At 66.1% G+C, this 14,041-nt stretch carries 18 protein-coding genes; 12 read left to right on the top strand and 6 right to left on the bottom strand.

Annotation, left to right across the window (positions count from 1 at the left end; all coding sequences use genetic code 11):
* Positions 1–156 precede the first annotated feature (156 nt).
* The gene (locus ACR65J_RS15520) at positions 157–834 is read left to right on the top strand and encodes a hypothetical protein (protein WP_440170653.1); all 678 of its coding nucleotides are present in this window, start codon (positions 157–159) and stop codon (positions 832–834) included.
* A gap of 67 nt (positions 835–901) precedes the next feature.
* On the opposite strand, the gene ACR65J_RS15515 is transcribed toward ACR65J_RS15520, so the two are convergent.
* On the bottom strand, positions 902–1,396 hold the full coding sequence (locus tag ACR65J_RS15515; RefSeq protein ID WP_440170652.1) for an FBP domain-containing protein: 495 nt from the start codon (positions 1,394–1,396) through the stop codon (positions 902–904).
* Between the two features lie 357 nt (positions 1,397–1,753).
* Here ACR65J_RS15515 and ACR65J_RS15510 point away from each other — a divergent pair, with 357 nt between their 5' ends.
* The 6 genes from ACR65J_RS15510 (at position 1,754) to ACR65J_RS15485 (ending at position 7,987) form a co-directional block, all read left to right on the top strand.
* Positions 1,754–2,839 (top strand): iron-siderophore ABC transporter substrate-binding protein, encoded by a 1,086-nt coding sequence (locus ACR65J_RS15510; RefSeq protein WP_440170650.1) that lies wholly within the window; start codon positions 1,754–1,756, stop codon positions 2,837–2,839.
* Between the two features lie 10 nt (positions 2,840–2,849).
* Positions 2,850–3,932, top strand: a complete 1,083-nt coding sequence (locus ACR65J_RS15505) for a FecCD family ABC transporter permease (RefSeq protein ID WP_440170647.1) — start codon at positions 2,850–2,852, stop codon at positions 3,930–3,932.
* Positions 3,933–3,970: 38 nt separating this feature from the next.
* Positions 3,971–5,038 carry a FecCD family ABC transporter permease gene (locus ACR65J_RS15500; RefSeq protein WP_440170989.1) on the top strand — a complete coding sequence of 356 codons (1,068 nt, stop codon included), beginning with the start codon at positions 3,971–3,973 and terminating at the stop codon, positions 5,036–5,038.
* A gap of 1 nt (position 5,039) precedes the next feature.
* Entirely contained in the window at positions 5,040–5,867 is an 828-nt protein-coding gene (locus ACR65J_RS15495) for an ABC transporter ATP-binding protein (protein WP_440170644.1), read from the top strand.
* Positions 5,864–6,916, top strand: a complete 1,053-nt coding sequence (locus ACR65J_RS15490; RefSeq protein WP_440170642.1) for a siderophore-interacting protein — start codon at positions 5,864–5,866, stop codon at positions 6,914–6,916. Before ACR65J_RS15495 ends, ACR65J_RS15490 begins: the two co-directional genes overlap by 4 nt.
* 207 nt (positions 6,917–7,123) lie before the next feature.
* Positions 7,124–7,987, top strand: coding sequence for an SGNH/GDSL hydrolase family protein (locus tag ACR65J_RS15485; protein ID WP_440170640.1), 864 nt, complete (start codon positions 7,124–7,126; stop codon positions 7,985–7,987).
* Here ACR65J_RS15485 and ACR65J_RS15480 read toward each other — a convergent pair.
* Positions 7,984–8,289: a YciI family protein gene (locus ACR65J_RS15480; RefSeq protein WP_440170637.1), complete on the bottom strand. Its 306-nt coding sequence runs from the start codon at positions 8,287–8,289 to the stop codon at positions 7,984–7,986. The genes ACR65J_RS15485 and ACR65J_RS15480 overlap by 4 nt on opposite strands.
* Before the next feature lie 59 nt (positions 8,290–8,348).
* On the opposite strand from ACR65J_RS15480, the gene ACR65J_RS15475 reads away from it, so the two are divergent.
* Complete coding sequence (locus ACR65J_RS15475; protein WP_440170635.1) at positions 8,349–8,834, top strand: MarR family winged helix-turn-helix transcriptional regulator; 486 nt, start codon at positions 8,349–8,351, stop codon at positions 8,832–8,834.
* A gap of 56 nt (positions 8,835–8,890) precedes the next feature.
* Positions 8,891–9,652, top strand: coding sequence for an SGNH/GDSL hydrolase family protein (locus tag ACR65J_RS15470; protein ID WP_440170633.1), 762 nt, complete (start codon positions 8,891–8,893; stop codon positions 9,650–9,652).
* Positions 9,653–9,657: 5 nt separating this feature from the next.
* Here ACR65J_RS15470 and ACR65J_RS15465 read toward each other — a convergent pair whose 3' ends face one another.
* From ACR65J_RS15465 to ACR65J_RS15455, 3 genes are read right to left on the bottom strand one after another with little or no spacing between them, the layout of a single operon-like run.
* Positions 9,658–10,485, bottom strand: a complete 828-nt coding sequence (locus ACR65J_RS15465; protein ID WP_440170631.1) for an FAD:protein FMN transferase — start codon at positions 10,483–10,485, stop codon at positions 9,658–9,660.
* Positions 10,469–11,011: an FMN-binding protein gene (locus tag ACR65J_RS15460; RefSeq protein ID WP_440170628.1), complete on the bottom strand. Its 543-nt coding sequence runs from the start codon at positions 11,009–11,011 to the stop codon at positions 10,469–10,471. The genes ACR65J_RS15465 and ACR65J_RS15460 overlap by 17 nt, the downstream gene beginning before the upstream one ends.
* Positions 11,008–12,474 carry a ferredoxin reductase family protein gene (locus ACR65J_RS15455; protein WP_440170626.1) on the bottom strand — a complete coding sequence of 489 codons (1,467 nt, stop codon included), beginning with the start codon at positions 12,472–12,474 and terminating at the stop codon, positions 11,008–11,010. The genes ACR65J_RS15460 and ACR65J_RS15455 overlap by 4 nt, the downstream gene beginning before the upstream one ends.
* A 315-nt stretch (positions 12,475–12,789) precedes the next feature.
* Between ACR65J_RS15455 and rpmB the strand changes: the two genes are divergently transcribed.
* Genes rpmB through rpsN form a run of 3 tightly spaced genes read left to right on the top strand, consistent with a single transcriptional unit; the run spans position 12,790 to position 13,501 of the window.
* Entirely contained in the window at positions 12,790–13,026 is a 237-nt protein-coding gene (rpmB, locus tag ACR65J_RS15450; protein WP_015938871.1) for a 50S ribosomal protein L28, read from the top strand.
* Positions 13,026–13,193 carry a 50S ribosomal protein L33 gene (rpmG, locus tag ACR65J_RS15445; protein ID WP_013602737.1) on the top strand — a complete coding sequence of 56 codons (168 nt, stop codon included), beginning with the start codon at positions 13,026–13,028 and terminating at the stop codon, positions 13,191–13,193. Before rpmB ends, rpmG begins: the two co-directional genes overlap by 1 nt.
* A gap of 2 nt (positions 13,194–13,195) precedes the next feature.
* Complete coding sequence (gene rpsN / locus ACR65J_RS15440) at positions 13,196–13,501, top strand: 30S ribosomal protein S14 (RefSeq protein ID WP_009358853.1); 306 nt, start codon at positions 13,196–13,198, stop codon at positions 13,499–13,501.
* A 241-nt stretch (positions 13,502–13,742) separates the two neighbouring features.
* Here the strand turns inward: rpsN and ACR65J_RS15435 are convergent.
* On the bottom strand, positions 13,743–14,041 hold a 299-nt coding region (locus tag ACR65J_RS15435; RefSeq protein WP_440170624.1), incomplete at its 5' end, for a hypothetical protein.

Below are 14,041 nucleotides of genomic sequence, written 5' to 3'. Positions count from 1 at the left end.
GATTTATTGTCCGGGTAATGGTGGCTGGTGTTTTCGTTGTGCCACTCTGGGCTTTACCAACTACACCTCGCCTGAATAAATCCCATAGGTACTGCTGGATGCTGGGTCCGCGCTGTTCCCCAAGAGAACGATGGCGTCCTCTTGAAAGGCATTCCCATGCGCCTCCTGCAATCTGCACCGCTGACGCTCGCTGCTGTGCTGCTCCCCCTCGCGGCCTGTGCCGACGGGACCCCGCGCGATGGCGGGTCATCCCCGGCGTCCGCCGCCATTTCCACAGTGGCCCCGGACCCGGCTCCGTCAGTAGTTCCCGCCGCCACATCGTCACCGGTTCCCGCGGGTCCGGAAACCTTCACCTTTCCCGATGGCCGGCTGTCCTTCAGTCATCCGGCGGACTGGACGGTGCAGGTTTTCGAGCCGTCGAAGACTCCGTACGTGGGAACGGCCACGGTTCACGACACCGAAGGAAACAGCCGCATCAACATCTACTACGGCCAAATCGCCGACGTCGTGGCCGGCTCTGCCACCCGGACCGTCATCGAAACAGACCCCGTCCTGGGCCTCCGGGACCATTCTGTCCCCACGCCGCATTCGTCGTTCTTCGTGGACCGCAGTGAAGGCACCGCAAGGTACCGCATGGAACTCACGGCCGGACTGCCTGTTTCCCCGGACGGGCAGGTGCGGGAAGGTCCGGTGCTGCTTGGCGACCGGGTCCTGAGCGCGGACGTCCTGTTCGACGGGCAGCCGTTTGCCGATGATGATGCGGCGAAAGCCTGGTACTGGAGCGCTGAAGGCCAAACGCTGAAGTCGGTGCTGATGAGCTTTTCCTACCGCTGACCGGCAAGCGGGGAACCCCGTTCAGGGAGTGAACGGGGTTCCCTGCCCGCCTGCTTGGCCCGACGTTCTACGTGGCCTGAACGCGCGCAAGGAACTGCGCCGTCCGGTCCTGCAGGCCGTTGATCTGGCGTTCAACCACGGCGGCGGGATCGGGGTTGATCTCATTGACCGGCGGTTCCCTGCGGACGTTGCCGCAGCACACGAAGTCGGCACAGATTAAGGTTCCGACGGTGTTGCCGTTGCGTCCGGACTGGCCCGCCCGCTTGGCGACCCACAGGAGGACGTCCTCCTTGGACAACACGTCCCGGCAAAGCTCGCACAGCACCGACCGGTTCTTTTTGGCGCCTCCTTCGGGGGCGCGGAGCATGATCCCGGTGAGGCCCTTAGGTCCCGGAACCACCAGATAGCCGCGCAGCGGCATCTTGTCATCGCGCCATCCCAGGAACTCCAGGCTGTCCCAGTCCAGGGAGTCGAAGTTCCTGGGCAGCGTCAGCTTTGCGGCTTCTGACCGGCTGGCGTTGACGAAGGATGAACGGATCTGTTGGGGTGTGACTGATTGCATGGCTGAAACTTTCGTGAAGGTGGGCGGCCCGGAGCCGGGCCAAGGGTAACGGGGGATTCAGTCAGTTCCCGCGGTGCAGGCCAAAGCGGCCACCCCGCTCTCCAAGGCAGCGGCGGCCCAGCTGGCCTTCTGCGTGCGCATGGTTCCCGTTGTCCTGTTCCTGTTCAGCCATCCGGTGTCCTAAAGCCCGGACCGGCAAGGGCCATCCTGCCAAATGATGCGGGTCCTGTTCAAGGAGCTGGTCAGGCAGTGTCGCCTTCGTCACCCTACGCGGATTAGGTGACAAAACAGTTGCGTAATTGCCATTTACATAGGTTAGCCTTACTTAAGTTTCGTCAGCTTGATCCAAGGAGTCCCGTGACCAACCCCTTCTTCCCCGGCCATCCAACCCGGCGGACCCTCTTCTCATCCGCCGGTAAGGCTGCGGCAGTGCTGGCCGCAACAGCCCTCACGCTGTCCGCCTGCAGCACGGGGCCCGCCTCCTCTGTCGGGGACGCAAGCAACGACGGCAGCAGCGCCCAGTTCCCGGTCACCATCGACCACGTGTACGGCACCACCACTATTGAGAAGCAGCCCACCCGGGTGGCCACCGTCTCCTGGGTGAACGACGACGTCGCCATCGCCCTGGGCGTGGTTCCGGTGGGCGTCCCCAAGAACGAATGGGGCGGCAACGACAAGGGATCCACCCCCTGGAAAGATGCGGCCCTCGAAAAGCTGGGCGCCGGATTCGGTTCGGCCAAGGCTCCCGCCCAGTACTCCGAGGCGGACGGGATCAACTTCACCGAGATCGCGAAGCTCAGCCCGGACGTCATCCTCGCCGCCTATTCGGGCCTCACGGAAGAGGACTACAGGAAGCTCAGCGAAATCGCCCCGGTGGTGGCCCAGCCGGACGTGGCCTACGGAACCTCCTGGCAGGACGCAACCACCATCACCGGCAAGGCCCTGGGCAAGGACGCCGAAGCCGCCAAACTGGTTTCCGACACCGAATCGACCGTCAAGGACAAGGTCGCCCAGTACCCGCAGATCCAAGGCAAGAGCTTCATCTACGGCAACCTGGAGCCCGCCAAGGGCGACGGCGTGAACGTCTACACCGCCAACGACAACCGCCCCCGCTTCCTCAGCGAAATCGGCATGACCCTGGCCCCGGTGGTGGCGGACAACTCCAAGGGCTCCAAGGGGTTCTACATTCCGTGGTCCGCCGAAAAAGCCAACGAACTCCAGTCCGACATCTTCGTCACTTGGGTCCCGGACGCCTCAACCACCGACGCCATCAAGGCCGATCCGCTGCTGGGCCAGATCCCCGCCATCAAGAACGGCGCCCTGGTAGCCGATTCGGACAACACGCTGACCCTTTCCATCTCGGCCTCATCACCGCTGAGCCTGCCGTGGTCCCTGGACATGTTCCTGCCGCAGCTGGCCACGGCAGCGGATGCAGTGGAGTAGGCGCACCTCCATGAGTACGACGACGGCGCGTCCGCCAGCGGACAACGGCGCCCAGGTGTCGGCCACGGCAGCCCCGGGCACCCTCCGCGGTGATGCTTCGGGAAGGAGGCGGGCCGCCTGGCTGCTGGCCGCCGTCGTCGTGCTGGTGCTCCTGGCCGGCATATCGCTGGCCGTGGGCGCGCGTGACGTTCCCCTCGGCACCGTGTGGCAGCCCCTGACGGCCTTCGATCCCGCCAATGGCGACCATGCCGTGGTGCGCGCCCGCATCCCTCGCACCGTCCTTGGCCTGCTCGCGGGCGGCGCGCTGGGCCTGGCCGGTGCCGCGATGCAGGGTGTTGCCCGCAACCCACTGGCCGATCCCGGCATCATCGGAGTCAACGCCGGAGCTGCCCTGGCGGTGGTCGCCGGCATCTACGTGTTCGGCGTCACCACCTTCACCGGCTACATCTGGTTCGCGTTCACCGGGGCCGCCGCGGCCGCCGTCGTGGTGTACCTCATCGCCTCGCTGGGTAGGGACGGTGCCACCCCGGTGAAACTCGCGCTGGCGGGAGCCGCGCTGAGCGCCGGGCTGTCGTCGCTCATGAACGTCATCCTCGTCTCCAGCCAGGACACGCTGGACAGGTTCCGCTTCTGGCAGGTGGGCGGCATCGCGGGCCGGGACTGGTCAGTGCTCCTGCCGGGCCTGCCCTTCCTGGCAGCCGGTGCGCTCATCGCGCTGTTGGCCGGCCGGAGCCTCAATAACCTGGCCCTGGGCGACGACATTGCCCGCGGCCTGGGCCAACGGGTGGGCCTGTCCCGCGCCGTGGTGGCACTGGGGGTCGTCCTGCTGTGCGGCACGGCCACCGCGTTGGCGGGGCCCATCGGCTTCGTGGGCCTGGTGGTCCCGCACGCCGTCCGATTCCTCACCGGCCCGGACTACCGCTGGATCCTGCCGTTTTCCCTGGTCGCCGCCCCGGCGCTGCTCCTGGGCGCGGACATCGTTGGCCGGGTGGTGCTGCTGCCCGGTGAGGTCCCGGCCGGGATCATGACCGCCCTGGTAGGCGCACCGGTGTTCGTATGGCTGGTCCGCCGCGGCAAGGGGGCCGGGCTGTGAGTGCCAAGGAGACTGCAACCCCCACCCAACCCCGCGAGATGGCACTTCGCAGCAGTCCCCCGCCCAAACATTGGGGTTATCTGCCATCTCGCGGAGTGAACCGGACGGGGATTCTCGCCGCAGCCGCGCTGCTGATGTTCTTCGCGTCCGTCCTGCTGGGCAGTTATACGGTGACCATCCCGGATTTCTTCACCATCGTCATCAACCACCTCACCGGCGGCATCAAGATTCCCGGCGCCAGCTTCATCGTGATGGAGAACAAGCTTCCACGTGCCGTCATCGGCACCCTGATCGGGATCGCGTTCGGCCTGGCCGGCGCCCTGTTCCAGACCATGCTCCGCAACCCCCTTGCCAGCCCCGACGTCATCGGCATCAGCTCCGGGGCCAGCGCGGCGGCGGTTGTTGCGATCGTTGTTTTCGGCGTATCCGGTGCCGCGGTGTCCGGGGCGGCGCTGGCGGGAGCCCTGGCCGTGGCGGCCCTGATTTACGCGATCTCCCGCGGAGCCCGCCGAATTGGCAGGGGAACCGGTGCCGGAAACCGGCTGGTCCTGGCAGGGGTGGGGATCGCGGCCGCCCTGCAGGCCGTGGTCAGCTTCCTGATGACGCGCGCTGAAATCCGCACCGCCGCCGACGCCCTGGTGTGGCTGAACGGATCCCTGAAATCCGCCAACTGGGACCGCGCAGGGATCCTGTTCCTCGCGCTCGCCGTCCTGGTTCCCGCGGCCGGGCTTATCGCCGGGCCGCTGCGCATCCTGGAACTGGGGGATGACGCAGCCGCCGGCCTGGGCGTCCGGGTCAACACCGCGCGCCTGGCACTGGTGGCCATCGCGGTATCACTGGCAGCAGTGGCGACGGCGGCTGCCGGGCCGGTCTCGTTCGTCGCCTTCCTGGCCGGTCCCATCGCCCGCCGCTTCACCGGCAAAGCCAGTTTGCCGGCGTCGGCCTTTGTGGCGGCTCTCATCGTCCTGGCCGCGGACTTCCTCGCCGCGAACCTGGCGCCCCTGTTGCTGGGCGGCACCGTCCTGCCGGTGGGCGTGGTCACCGGCGCGCTCGGCGCCCCGTTCCTGCTGTGGCTCCTGGTCACAGCCAACCGAAAGGATGCCTGACGTGGCAGTTCTCCAAGCCAAGGACCTGACGCTCAAATACGACCAACGATGCGTGGTGGACAGGCTCAGCGTCGGAATCCCGGAAGGCAGGGTGACCATGATCGTGGGCGCCAACGCCTGCGGAAAGTCGACCCTGCTGCGCGGCCTCTCCCGGCTCCTGAAACCCGCCGGCGGCGCCGTGACCCTGGACGGCAAGGACATCCATTCCCGTCCGGCACGCGAACTGGCCCGCACCCTGGGCCTCCTTCCCCAGCACCCCAGCGCCCCGGACGGGATCACCGTCCGCGACCTGGTGGGCCGGGGGCGCTACCCGCACCAGGGCTTCTTCCGCAGCTGGAGTGAAGGGGAATCATCCCCACATGATCTCGCGGTGCAGCGCGCGCTGGAAGCCACCGGAACGCTGGAGCTCGCCGGGCGGAACGTGGATGAATTGTCCGGCGGGCAGCGGCAGCGGGCCTGGATCGCCATGGCGCTCGCCCAGGAAACCGACGTCCTGCTGCTGGACGAACCCACCACCTACCTTGACCTTGCGCACCAGGTGGAGGTCCTGGATCTGGTGACGGACCTGAACCGCACGCGCGGCACCACCGTGGCCATCGTCCTGCACGATCTCAACCTGGCCGCACGCTACGCGGACCACGTCATCGCCATGAAAGACGGCACCGTCGCGGCCCTGGGCTCCCCGGGGGACGTGGTGACGGAGGACCTGGTCAGGAACGTCTTCGGCCTGGAGAGCCGCGTCATCCCGGATCCCGTCTCCGGCACCCCGCTGATCATTCCCATCGGCCGCCACCACGCCACAACCACCGAACTGGAGCTCGTTTCATGAAGACCCGGGAAAGCGCTGGGCAGCCAACCGCCACCCAGCCGATGAGCCTTGCCTTCGAGGTGACCGTGTCCGCTGTCCAGCAGCTGAGCCCCACGTTCCGCAGGATCACGTTCGGCGGCTACTCGCTGCGTGACTTCGGCGTCCACAGCGAGACCCTGGACCTGCGGATCAAACTCCTGATCCCGTCGAAGGCCCCGGATGGCGCGGAACTTCCGCTCCCCGCCTTCGACACGGGCCACGCGGGCTGGTACCGGGACTGGCTGGCCATGGACCCGGCCGTTCGCGGATCGATGCGCACCTATACGGTCCGGGAGGCGCGGCTGGATGCGGTGTACCCGGAGATCGACGTCGACTTCGTGATGCACGCCGACGACCACGGACACGCCGGGCCGGCCGCGGACTGGGCATCCAAGGCCAAACCTGGCGACCCGCTCACCCTCATAGGCCCGAACAACCGCGCCGCGCACTGCGTCACCGCGGAAACCTATTCCGGCATCGAGTGGCGCCCCGGCATGGCGCAGCGCGTCCTGCTCGCCGGTGACGAAACCGCTGTTCCCGCCCTCTCCGCCATCCTCGAAACCCTCCCGCCGTACATGAGCGGGCACGCCTTCCTGGAGGTCCCGCAGGCCGCCGACTTCCTGGAACTCAGCTCCCCGGCGGACATCGAAATCACCTGGCTGGCCCGCGGCGCCGCCATCGGACGGTCCCGGCCGCACGGGCAGCTGCTGCAGGAGGCCGTGCGCAACGCCGTCCCCGTGCCCGGCTGGGTGGGCATCACGGCGGACGACGGCGGCGCCGGGCCTGAGCCCGATGACGTCAACGTGGACGTGGACATCCTTTGGGAGACGCCTGCACGCCTGGAATCCTCGGTCATCAGCGGCTCCAGGAACCCGCACTTACCAACTGGTGCCCTGCCCTTCTACGCCTGGATGGGGGGCGAAGCAGGGGTTATCAAGGAGCTGCGGCGGTACCTCGTCCGTGACGTGGGGATCGACCGGAAACAGGTGGCGTTCATGGGGTACTGGCGGCAGGGCAAAGCCGAAGGGTAGCCCCGGCACCGTTGCCGGCTACGCCGGAACCGGCGGCTTGCCGTCGCTTAGACACCTCCTTCCGCTGCGTTTCGGCCGCGGGCGGCCTTCACTGCGCTCCTGTCGGCGATGCGCTCCTACGCAAGCCCCCGGCTCCGGCTGCAAGGGTTCGTCACCATTGCTTTACCTCGGCTTTCCCTGCGCTTTCTATGGTGGGGTTAGGTTGGCGTGGTGCCCTGTGATCCCTTGCTTCCTGACTCCGGGCGGGTGTTTGTTGCCCTTGGCGACTCGTTTACCGAGGGAGTGGGGGATCGGGATGAGCGGCTGCCCAACGGGGTGCGGGGGTGGGCCGACCGGGTGGCCGAGAAGCTCGCCAAAGCGCAGCCAGGGTGGAAGTACGCCAACCTGGCCATCAGGAGCAAGCGGCTGCGGCACATCGTTGACGAGCAGCTGGAACCTGCGCTGCGGATGCGGCCAACGCTGATTACGCTCTACGCCGGCGGCAACGACATCCTGGACCTGAAGACGGACATGCCCGCGCTCATGGCGGACTACGAACAGCTGGTGGCCCGGCTGGCCGGTACCGGGGCCACGCTGGTCCTCTTCACGGGATTCGACGTCAAGGTGTCCGCGCTGCTGGAACCGCTGAAGAAGCGCAACACCTACTACAACCAGCGCGTCCGGGACATCGCGGATAAATACGGGGCCGTGCTGGTGGACTACTGGTGCCTGGACGCCTTCCACGACCGGCAGATGTGGGACTCGGACCGGCTCCACATGTCCAAGGCCGGGCACAAATACCTTGCCGGGCAGGTGCTGGACCAGCTGGGCGTGCCGCACAAGATCAAGCCCAGGGACTGGGAACCGCCCGCCCGGCCCAGCCTGCGCGAGTGGGAGCGGCGCCAGCGGCGCTGGGTCCACGACTGGGTCCTGCCGCTCTTCGGCCGCAAGCTCCGTGGCGTCACGCTGGGGGACACCCTCACCCCGCGCTGGCCCCAGCCGGTCAAAGTCCCGCGGAAGGGCGGGTTGAAGAAGCTCGCCGCGGGAACGTCCGACGGCGGCAGCGCACCTTACGAAGGCATCGCGCCTTAGGGTGCGGGCTGCGGCGGGGTGTCCAGCAGGATTTCGTAGCCCGGGGCCACCCGGCCCGCGTGGAACTCCATTACTTCGAAGTCGGCAACCCCGTTGGTGTAGAACGGATCCTGGGACAGGCTCGCGTCCAGGGTTTCCCGTTCGGCCTGCGACAGCAGCAACCCGCCGGTACGCGGAATCTTGCGGCCGGCGGCGATGAACACGCCGTCGTCGAACGCCTTCTGCAGCCAGGCGATGTGGGCGTCGTTGTGGAAGTCGACGATCTCCTGGGGCACACGGTAGGTAAGGGAGACAACATACATGGGGCAAGCCTACCGGCGCCGCACAAGCTACTTGAAGGATCAATCGTAGAATGGGGAACATGACCGAACCCCGCTGGCTCAACGCTGACGAACGCCGTGCCTGGCTGGCACTGGTGAGCATCAATACGCTGCTGCCCGCGGCCCTGGACACGAAGCTGCATGCCGCGGGAAAGCTGTCCCTCTTCGACTACACCGTCCTGGCCATGCTGTCCGAAGCTGAGGACCGGTTCCTGCCCATGAGCGAGCTCGCCGCCCGCAGCAGTGCATCCTTGTCCCGCCTTTCGCATGTGGTGACCAAGCTGCAGAAGCGCGGATGGGTGGAACGCCGCCCGCACCCCTCCGACGCCCGGGTGACCACCGCGCACCTCACTGAGGAAGGCATGGCCACCATCGTGGGCCTGGCCCCGGGTCATGTCGAAGACGTCCGTGACTTGTTCCTCGACGCCCTGACCGAACAGGACGTGCTGGACCTGGCGCGGATCGGCGAGAAAGTGGTGGGTCGGCTGGATACGGACCACTGGATCCTGCGCGAGAAGCAGGGCTGACCGGGGCAGATACCGGTCGATTGGTTGCTCCCGGCAACGGACGGCAAACTAACCGGATGGATTTCACTTCCCGATTCGTGGCACTTGGCGACTCTTTCACCGAAGGGGTCGGTGACGACCACCCGGCACGTCCCAATGGCGTCCGCGGGTGGGCCGACCGCGTGGCAGAACAGCTCTGCGCCGCCGACCCGGACTTCGGCTATGCCAACCTAGCCATCCGCGGCAGGAAGCTCCGGCAGATCCTGTCTGAGCAGGTGGACGCCGCCGTCGAACTCAACCCCACACTGGTGAGCATCTACGCCGGCGCCAATGACATCCTCCGCCCGCGCGTGGACATCGATGATCTCCTGGTGGAATACAACGACGCCGTGGCGAAGCTCGCTGCCACCGGCGCCACCGTGGTGATGTTCACGGGTTTCGACGCCCGGGGTTCGAAGGTGTTCGGCACCATGCGCGGCCGCACTGCCATCTACAACGAACTGGTCCGCGGCATCGCCGGGGACCACGGCGCCCTGCTGGTGGACTACTGGCGCTTCAGCGAATATTACGACTGGGGCATGTGGGCCCACGACCGGATGCACATGTCCGCTGCCGGCCACGCGAACATGGCCAAGCGGGTTCTCGAGGTCCTTAAGTACGACCACTCCATCGACATCCCGCCCATGACGCAGGTCCCGGAACTCAGCCGCGCCGAGGCCATTCGCGTCAACGCCCAGTGGTTCAAGGAGTACGCGGCGCCGTGGGTGGTCCGCCGTGTCACCGGCAAGTCCTCCGGGGACAACCTGCAGCCCAGGTACCCCCAGCTCACCCGGCTGTAGCTTTTTTACGCCGGCTGGAACGCCGGGGTCGCCAGCATCGAGCCGTCCGCGTGGATGGCCAGCACGGCAACATCCCAGTTGTCAGCGGCCCGGTCCAGCATCGGCGTTCCGCCGGCAACGATGGCCGTGGCCAGGACGTCGGCGGTGACAATATCAGCGGCGGCAACGGTGACCTGGACGAACCCGGCGTCACGGGTGCCGCTTCCCACCCGCCAGATGTGCTCGCCACGTTCAGCGGAGCCGGAGGTGGCCATCGCCTTGTGCCGCCCCGTGCCGCCCAGCGGATGTGCGGTGATGAGCGTTTGGCGGTCCGCCGGGTCCACCACGCCTGCTTTCCAAGGCTCAGCGCTGCCCGGGTGCGGAGAGCCGCTGACCAGGACGTCGCCACCGGCATTGAGGCACCAGTCCCGCCGGCCTAGGGCGAGGAGTGACGTCCCGGCCTCACGGACGGCATGGCCCTTGATGATCCCGGACAGATCCAGCACCCCGTCGGGCCTTTCAGGGGTGAAGGCCCCTTCCGTACCCAGGCGCCACTCATGGGCCTCGGCGTACCGCTCGCGCATCTGCGCCGAGGCGTGGGACAGCTTCAGGTCACCGCACGCCAGCCTGCTCGCCTCCGAATCGGGACGGTACAGGCTGAACGTTTCGTCCAGGTCCCGGAACAGGCGTTCGACGACGGCGGTGGCGGCACCGAGCTCGTCGAGCCCCGGCTGCCCTTCCGCGGGCGAGCCCACCGGCATCGTCAGGCCGATGACCGTTCCCATGCATTCAAAGGTGCGGGCCTTGAGGACCGTGCCGGTGGCTGCCGGCTGTGCGTCAGAGGTTTGCTGCATCGATGGCTGCCTGGAGAGAGGTGAGGTAGGCGTCGCTGGTGATGGTGGCGCCGCTGACGGTCTGGACATCGGCCGACTGTGCCGCCAGGACCTTGCTGCGGAGCAGGGGTGCCGCGCGGTTGCTGATCTGGATGGATTTGCCGTCCGTGTTGGTCAGCTGCAGCGCCGTGACATCGGTGATCTTCCCGTTCGCCACCGTGATCTGGACCTGCACGGGGCCAAACCGGGTCTGGACGGTGTTTCCTTTGTAGGTGCCGGAGGCAGAGGAGTTAGTGGACCCGGAGGACCCGGAAGAACCTGTAGTACCGGAGGAACCTGTTGTGCCCGATGAGCTCGAGGACCCAGCCGAACCGGACGAACCTGTCCCCGTGCCGGACGAACCCGTGCCGGTGGCACCCGTGGTGCCTGTCGCCGTCGTACTTGATGCCACGGTGCTGATGCCGTTGACTTGGGTGCCTGTCTGCCAGCCGGCCAGGAGGATCCCGGCGGAGGCCAAAGCTGCTGCGACTGTTCCGCGAATTTTCACCAGTCAAACCTTTCGTGATGGATCTGTTCCTCAGGGACGCCGGCCTTCCCGGCATCCGCAATGACGTTGGCCGCCCACGCCGCCGGGCCGCAGACGTAGACGTCCGCATCCCTGATGTCCGGCACATAGGAGGCAAGGCTGTAGCCGTGGCGCACAGAGTCCTCGGGAAGCCAAGTGGACCGGCCGTGGCCCCGCGGCCCGGTGAGGTGGAAGAGCCGCACCCCTCGGGCCTGGCAGAGGTCAAGGATTTCGCTGCCCAGGTAAAGCTCCTCTTCTGTGTGCCCGCGGAGCAGGACGGTCGCCTCGCCCGGAGCAAAGGGCGTGGTTTCCAGCAGCGCCCGCAGGGGGGTGATGCCGATGCCGGCGCCGATCATCACCACCTTGTTCTTCGTCCGGGCTGCCGTGCTGAGCAATCCGTAGGGACCCTCCAGGGCCACCTTTGTGCCCTTCCGCAGCCGGAGCAGCTGGGCGGACCCGTCGCCAAGGTTCCGGACAGTGACCCGCAGCGTCCCCTGGCCGTCCCGGCCGTTGACGACGGGCTCCGCGGACAGGCTGAACGGATGGGGGTGCCACCACATGCCCGGCGCCAGGAAGCGCCAGATGAAGAAGCGTCCGCCTGTCCCTGCCAGCTGGTCCAGCTTCCGGCCCCTCATGACGATGTTCACCACGCCGGGAGCCACAGCTTCCACGCGGGCCACCGTCAGCTGGTGGCGCGCGGTGGCCAGCACCGGCTCCAGGATGCGGAAGTACACCAGGGCGCTGCCGGTGTAGATGCAGATGGCGAGCCAGTACCACCGCTGCCAGGTGCCGGCCGCAAAGAGGCCGCCCACGCTGAACTGGTGCGGGATTGACGTTGCCACTGCTGCGTAGGTCAGCAGGTGGACCACGTACCAGAACTCATAGGGGAAGCGCCGGCGCACAGCCACCAGGGAGGTCACCACGACGGCGATGAACAGAGCCATGGAGACGAACGCCAGCCACATATCGGGGACCTGCACCCACAGGTTGATGGATTCGCTGACCGGGTCCAGTCCCTCGGCCATGCCGTACCCGACGGCGAGCAGGAGGCCGTGTGCCAACAGGAGGTAAAGGGAGGGCTTGCCCAGTTTGCCGTGGAATTCCAGGGCCCGGTCATGCCCGATCGTGCGGTCGATGAAAGGGATCCTTGCGGCCAGGAGCAGCATGAGCAGGACCAGGTCCATGCCCGCCAGCCCGGCCACGATTCCCGCCGCCGTGAACAGTGCGGCGGGCGACGTGATGTTGGTGGCACCGCCGTCGGCCAGCCACAAGGCGATGGCGGCAGCCACGGATGCCCAGGCAATGACGGTCAGGAAGTCCGTCCGCAGCATGCGCTGGCGATACTGGCGGGCGAACCAGCCGCGGGCGGGTATCTTCGGTGGTGAAAGCTCCGGGCGGCCGGAGCTGCTTGCGGCCGGTGATACCGGCAGGAGCTGCGTGTTCATGGATCAAACATGCGTGGGGAAGCTATGTCCAGGCTGTGAAAAGGGGTCAGCGGCGGCTGTGACCTTTCCGCCTTTGGGTACCTCTTATACACCCGATTGGTCTTTAATTGCGTCAACTCGTAGACTTGGTAGGCGCTAAGTGCGCGGAGCGTGCGCAATTGCTCCGGTTGCCCGGTAATTTTCTCCAGGGTGGCCGGTAGTTAGGGGCTCAAGTTGCGTGACTAACCGTTGCCCGTACATTCTGTGGGTCGCACTTGGCAGCATGGTCCAGCAGCAGATATGCGGATCATTACTTTCAATTCTTGAGGAGAAGTCATGGCAGCACACTGCCAAGTGACCGGAGCCGAGCCGGGCTTTGGGCACAGCATTTCGCACTCGCACCGCCGCAACAAGCGTCGGTTCGATCCGAACATTCAGAAGAAGCGCTACTGGGTTCCGTCCCTGCGCCGTAACGTCACGCTGCAGGTTTCTGCTCGTGGCATCAAGACCATCGACGTACGAGGCATCGACGCAGTCGTCGCCTCGATCCTGGCTCGTGGGGTGAAGCTCTAGTGGCTAAGGACAAGGACGTACGTCCGATCATCAAGCTCAAGTCGACCGCGGGCACGGGTTACACCTACGTAACCCGCAAGAACCGTCGTAACGACCCGGACCGCATGGTCCTGAAGAAGTACGACCCCAAGATCCGCCAGCACGTCGAATTCCGAGAGGAGCGCTAAACATGGCTAAGAAGTCCAAGATTGCTCGCAACGAGCAGCGCAAGGTCATCGTTGAGCGTTACGCTGCCAAGCGCCTCGAACTGAAGAAGACCCTGGTTGACGAAAACGCAACCGACGAAGCACGCGAAGCAGCCCGCCTGGGCCTGCAGAAGCTGCCCCGCAACGCGTCCCCGATCCGTCTGCGTAACCGCGACATCATCGACGGCCGCCCCCGTGGCACCTTCCAGAAGTTCGGCATCTCCCGTGTCCGTTTCCGCGACATGGCACACAAGGGCGAACTCCCGGGCATCACCAAGTCTTCCTGGTAATCCAGCACCGCTCATTCCAGCTGCTTGAGAAGGGCCGGCAACCTTAGGGTTGCCGGCCCTTCTGCGTTAAGCCGTGGCAGGTGGGCGCCGGTCCGGTGGGCTGTGCGGCAGCACACAGGGTGGAATTCCGACGCCGGTTGGCTTCCTGGGTGCCCCACCACGCGTATCGCCCCGGAATCCCGGGGATTTCCTACCCCCTGAGGGCCGGTTTGCGGTGGGCCCGGACTGCGTGTATTGTTTTCTAAGTCGCCGCGGGGGAGACAGTGAAGAACTGATCACCGGGTGGCCAAAAACCCCAATCAAAGCCAAAATCTGGTTGCTCTTTAGGGCGCTGGAAATCGGTTGGGGCGGTCTTCAATTCGATGCGGATCCTGAAAGATGGATTTGCTTCGCGGTGGAGGATCGGGTAAGTTTGAAAAGTTGCTCCGGAGCGATCCTGAACGAGGGTTTGGGTGGTGCCGGGTGTGTCTGTTGTTTGAGAACTCAATAGTGTGCCAAGTTTGTTGATACCGATTATGTATGTAATTGGTTGATTGTGCC

This window comes from Arthrobacter sp. SAFR-044, from assembly GCF_059414985.1.
The sequence above is the reverse complement of the archived record's forward strand: the minus strand, read 5'-3'. Positions and strand labels throughout refer to the sequence as shown.

Bases quoted from the DNA above. Each gene is read 5' to 3' on its own strand.
- ACR65J_RS15515 (WP_440170652.1), bottom strand. From the start codon at position 1,396: ATGCAATCAGTCACACCCCAACAGATCCGTTCATCCTTCGTCAACGCC.
- rpsN (WP_009358853.1), top strand. From the start codon at position 13,196: ATGGCTAAGAAGTCCAAGATTGCTCGCAACGAGCAGCGCAAGGTCATC.
- ACR65J_RS15465 (WP_440170631.1), bottom strand. From the start codon at position 10,485: ATGCAGCAAACCTCTGACGCACAGCCGGCAGCCACCGGCACGGTCCTC.
- rpmB (WP_015938871.1), top strand. From the start codon at position 12,790: ATGGCAGCACACTGCCAAGTGACCGGAGCCGAGCCGGGCTTTGGGCAC.
- ACR65J_RS15505 (WP_440170647.1), top strand. From the start codon at position 2,850: ATGAGTACGACGACGGCGCGTCCGCCAGCGGACAACGGCGCCCAGGTG.
- ACR65J_RS15480 (WP_440170637.1), bottom strand. From the start codon at position 8,289: ATGTATGTTGTCTCCCTTACCTACCGTGTGCCCCAGGAGATCGTCGAC.
- ACR65J_RS15470 (WP_440170633.1), top strand. From the start codon at position 8,891: ATGGATTTCACTTCCCGATTCGTGGCACTTGGCGACTCTTTCACCGAA.
- ACR65J_RS15455 (WP_440170626.1), bottom strand. From the start codon at position 12,474: ATGAACACGCAGCTCCTGCCGGTATCACCGGCCGCAAGCAGCTCCGGC.
- ACR65J_RS15475 (WP_440170635.1), top strand. From the start codon at position 8,349: ATGACCGAACCCCGCTGGCTCAACGCTGACGAACGCCGTGCCTGGCTG.
- ACR65J_RS15500 (WP_440170989.1), top strand. From the start codon at position 3,971: ATGGCACTTCGCAGCAGTCCCCCGCCCAAACATTGGGGTTATCTGCCA.
- ACR65J_RS15490 (WP_440170642.1), top strand. From the start codon at position 5,864: ATGAAGACCCGGGAAAGCGCTGGGCAGCCAACCGCCACCCAGCCGATG.
- ACR65J_RS15520 (WP_440170653.1), top strand. From the start codon at position 157: ATGCGCCTCCTGCAATCTGCACCGCTGACGCTCGCTGCTGTGCTGCTC.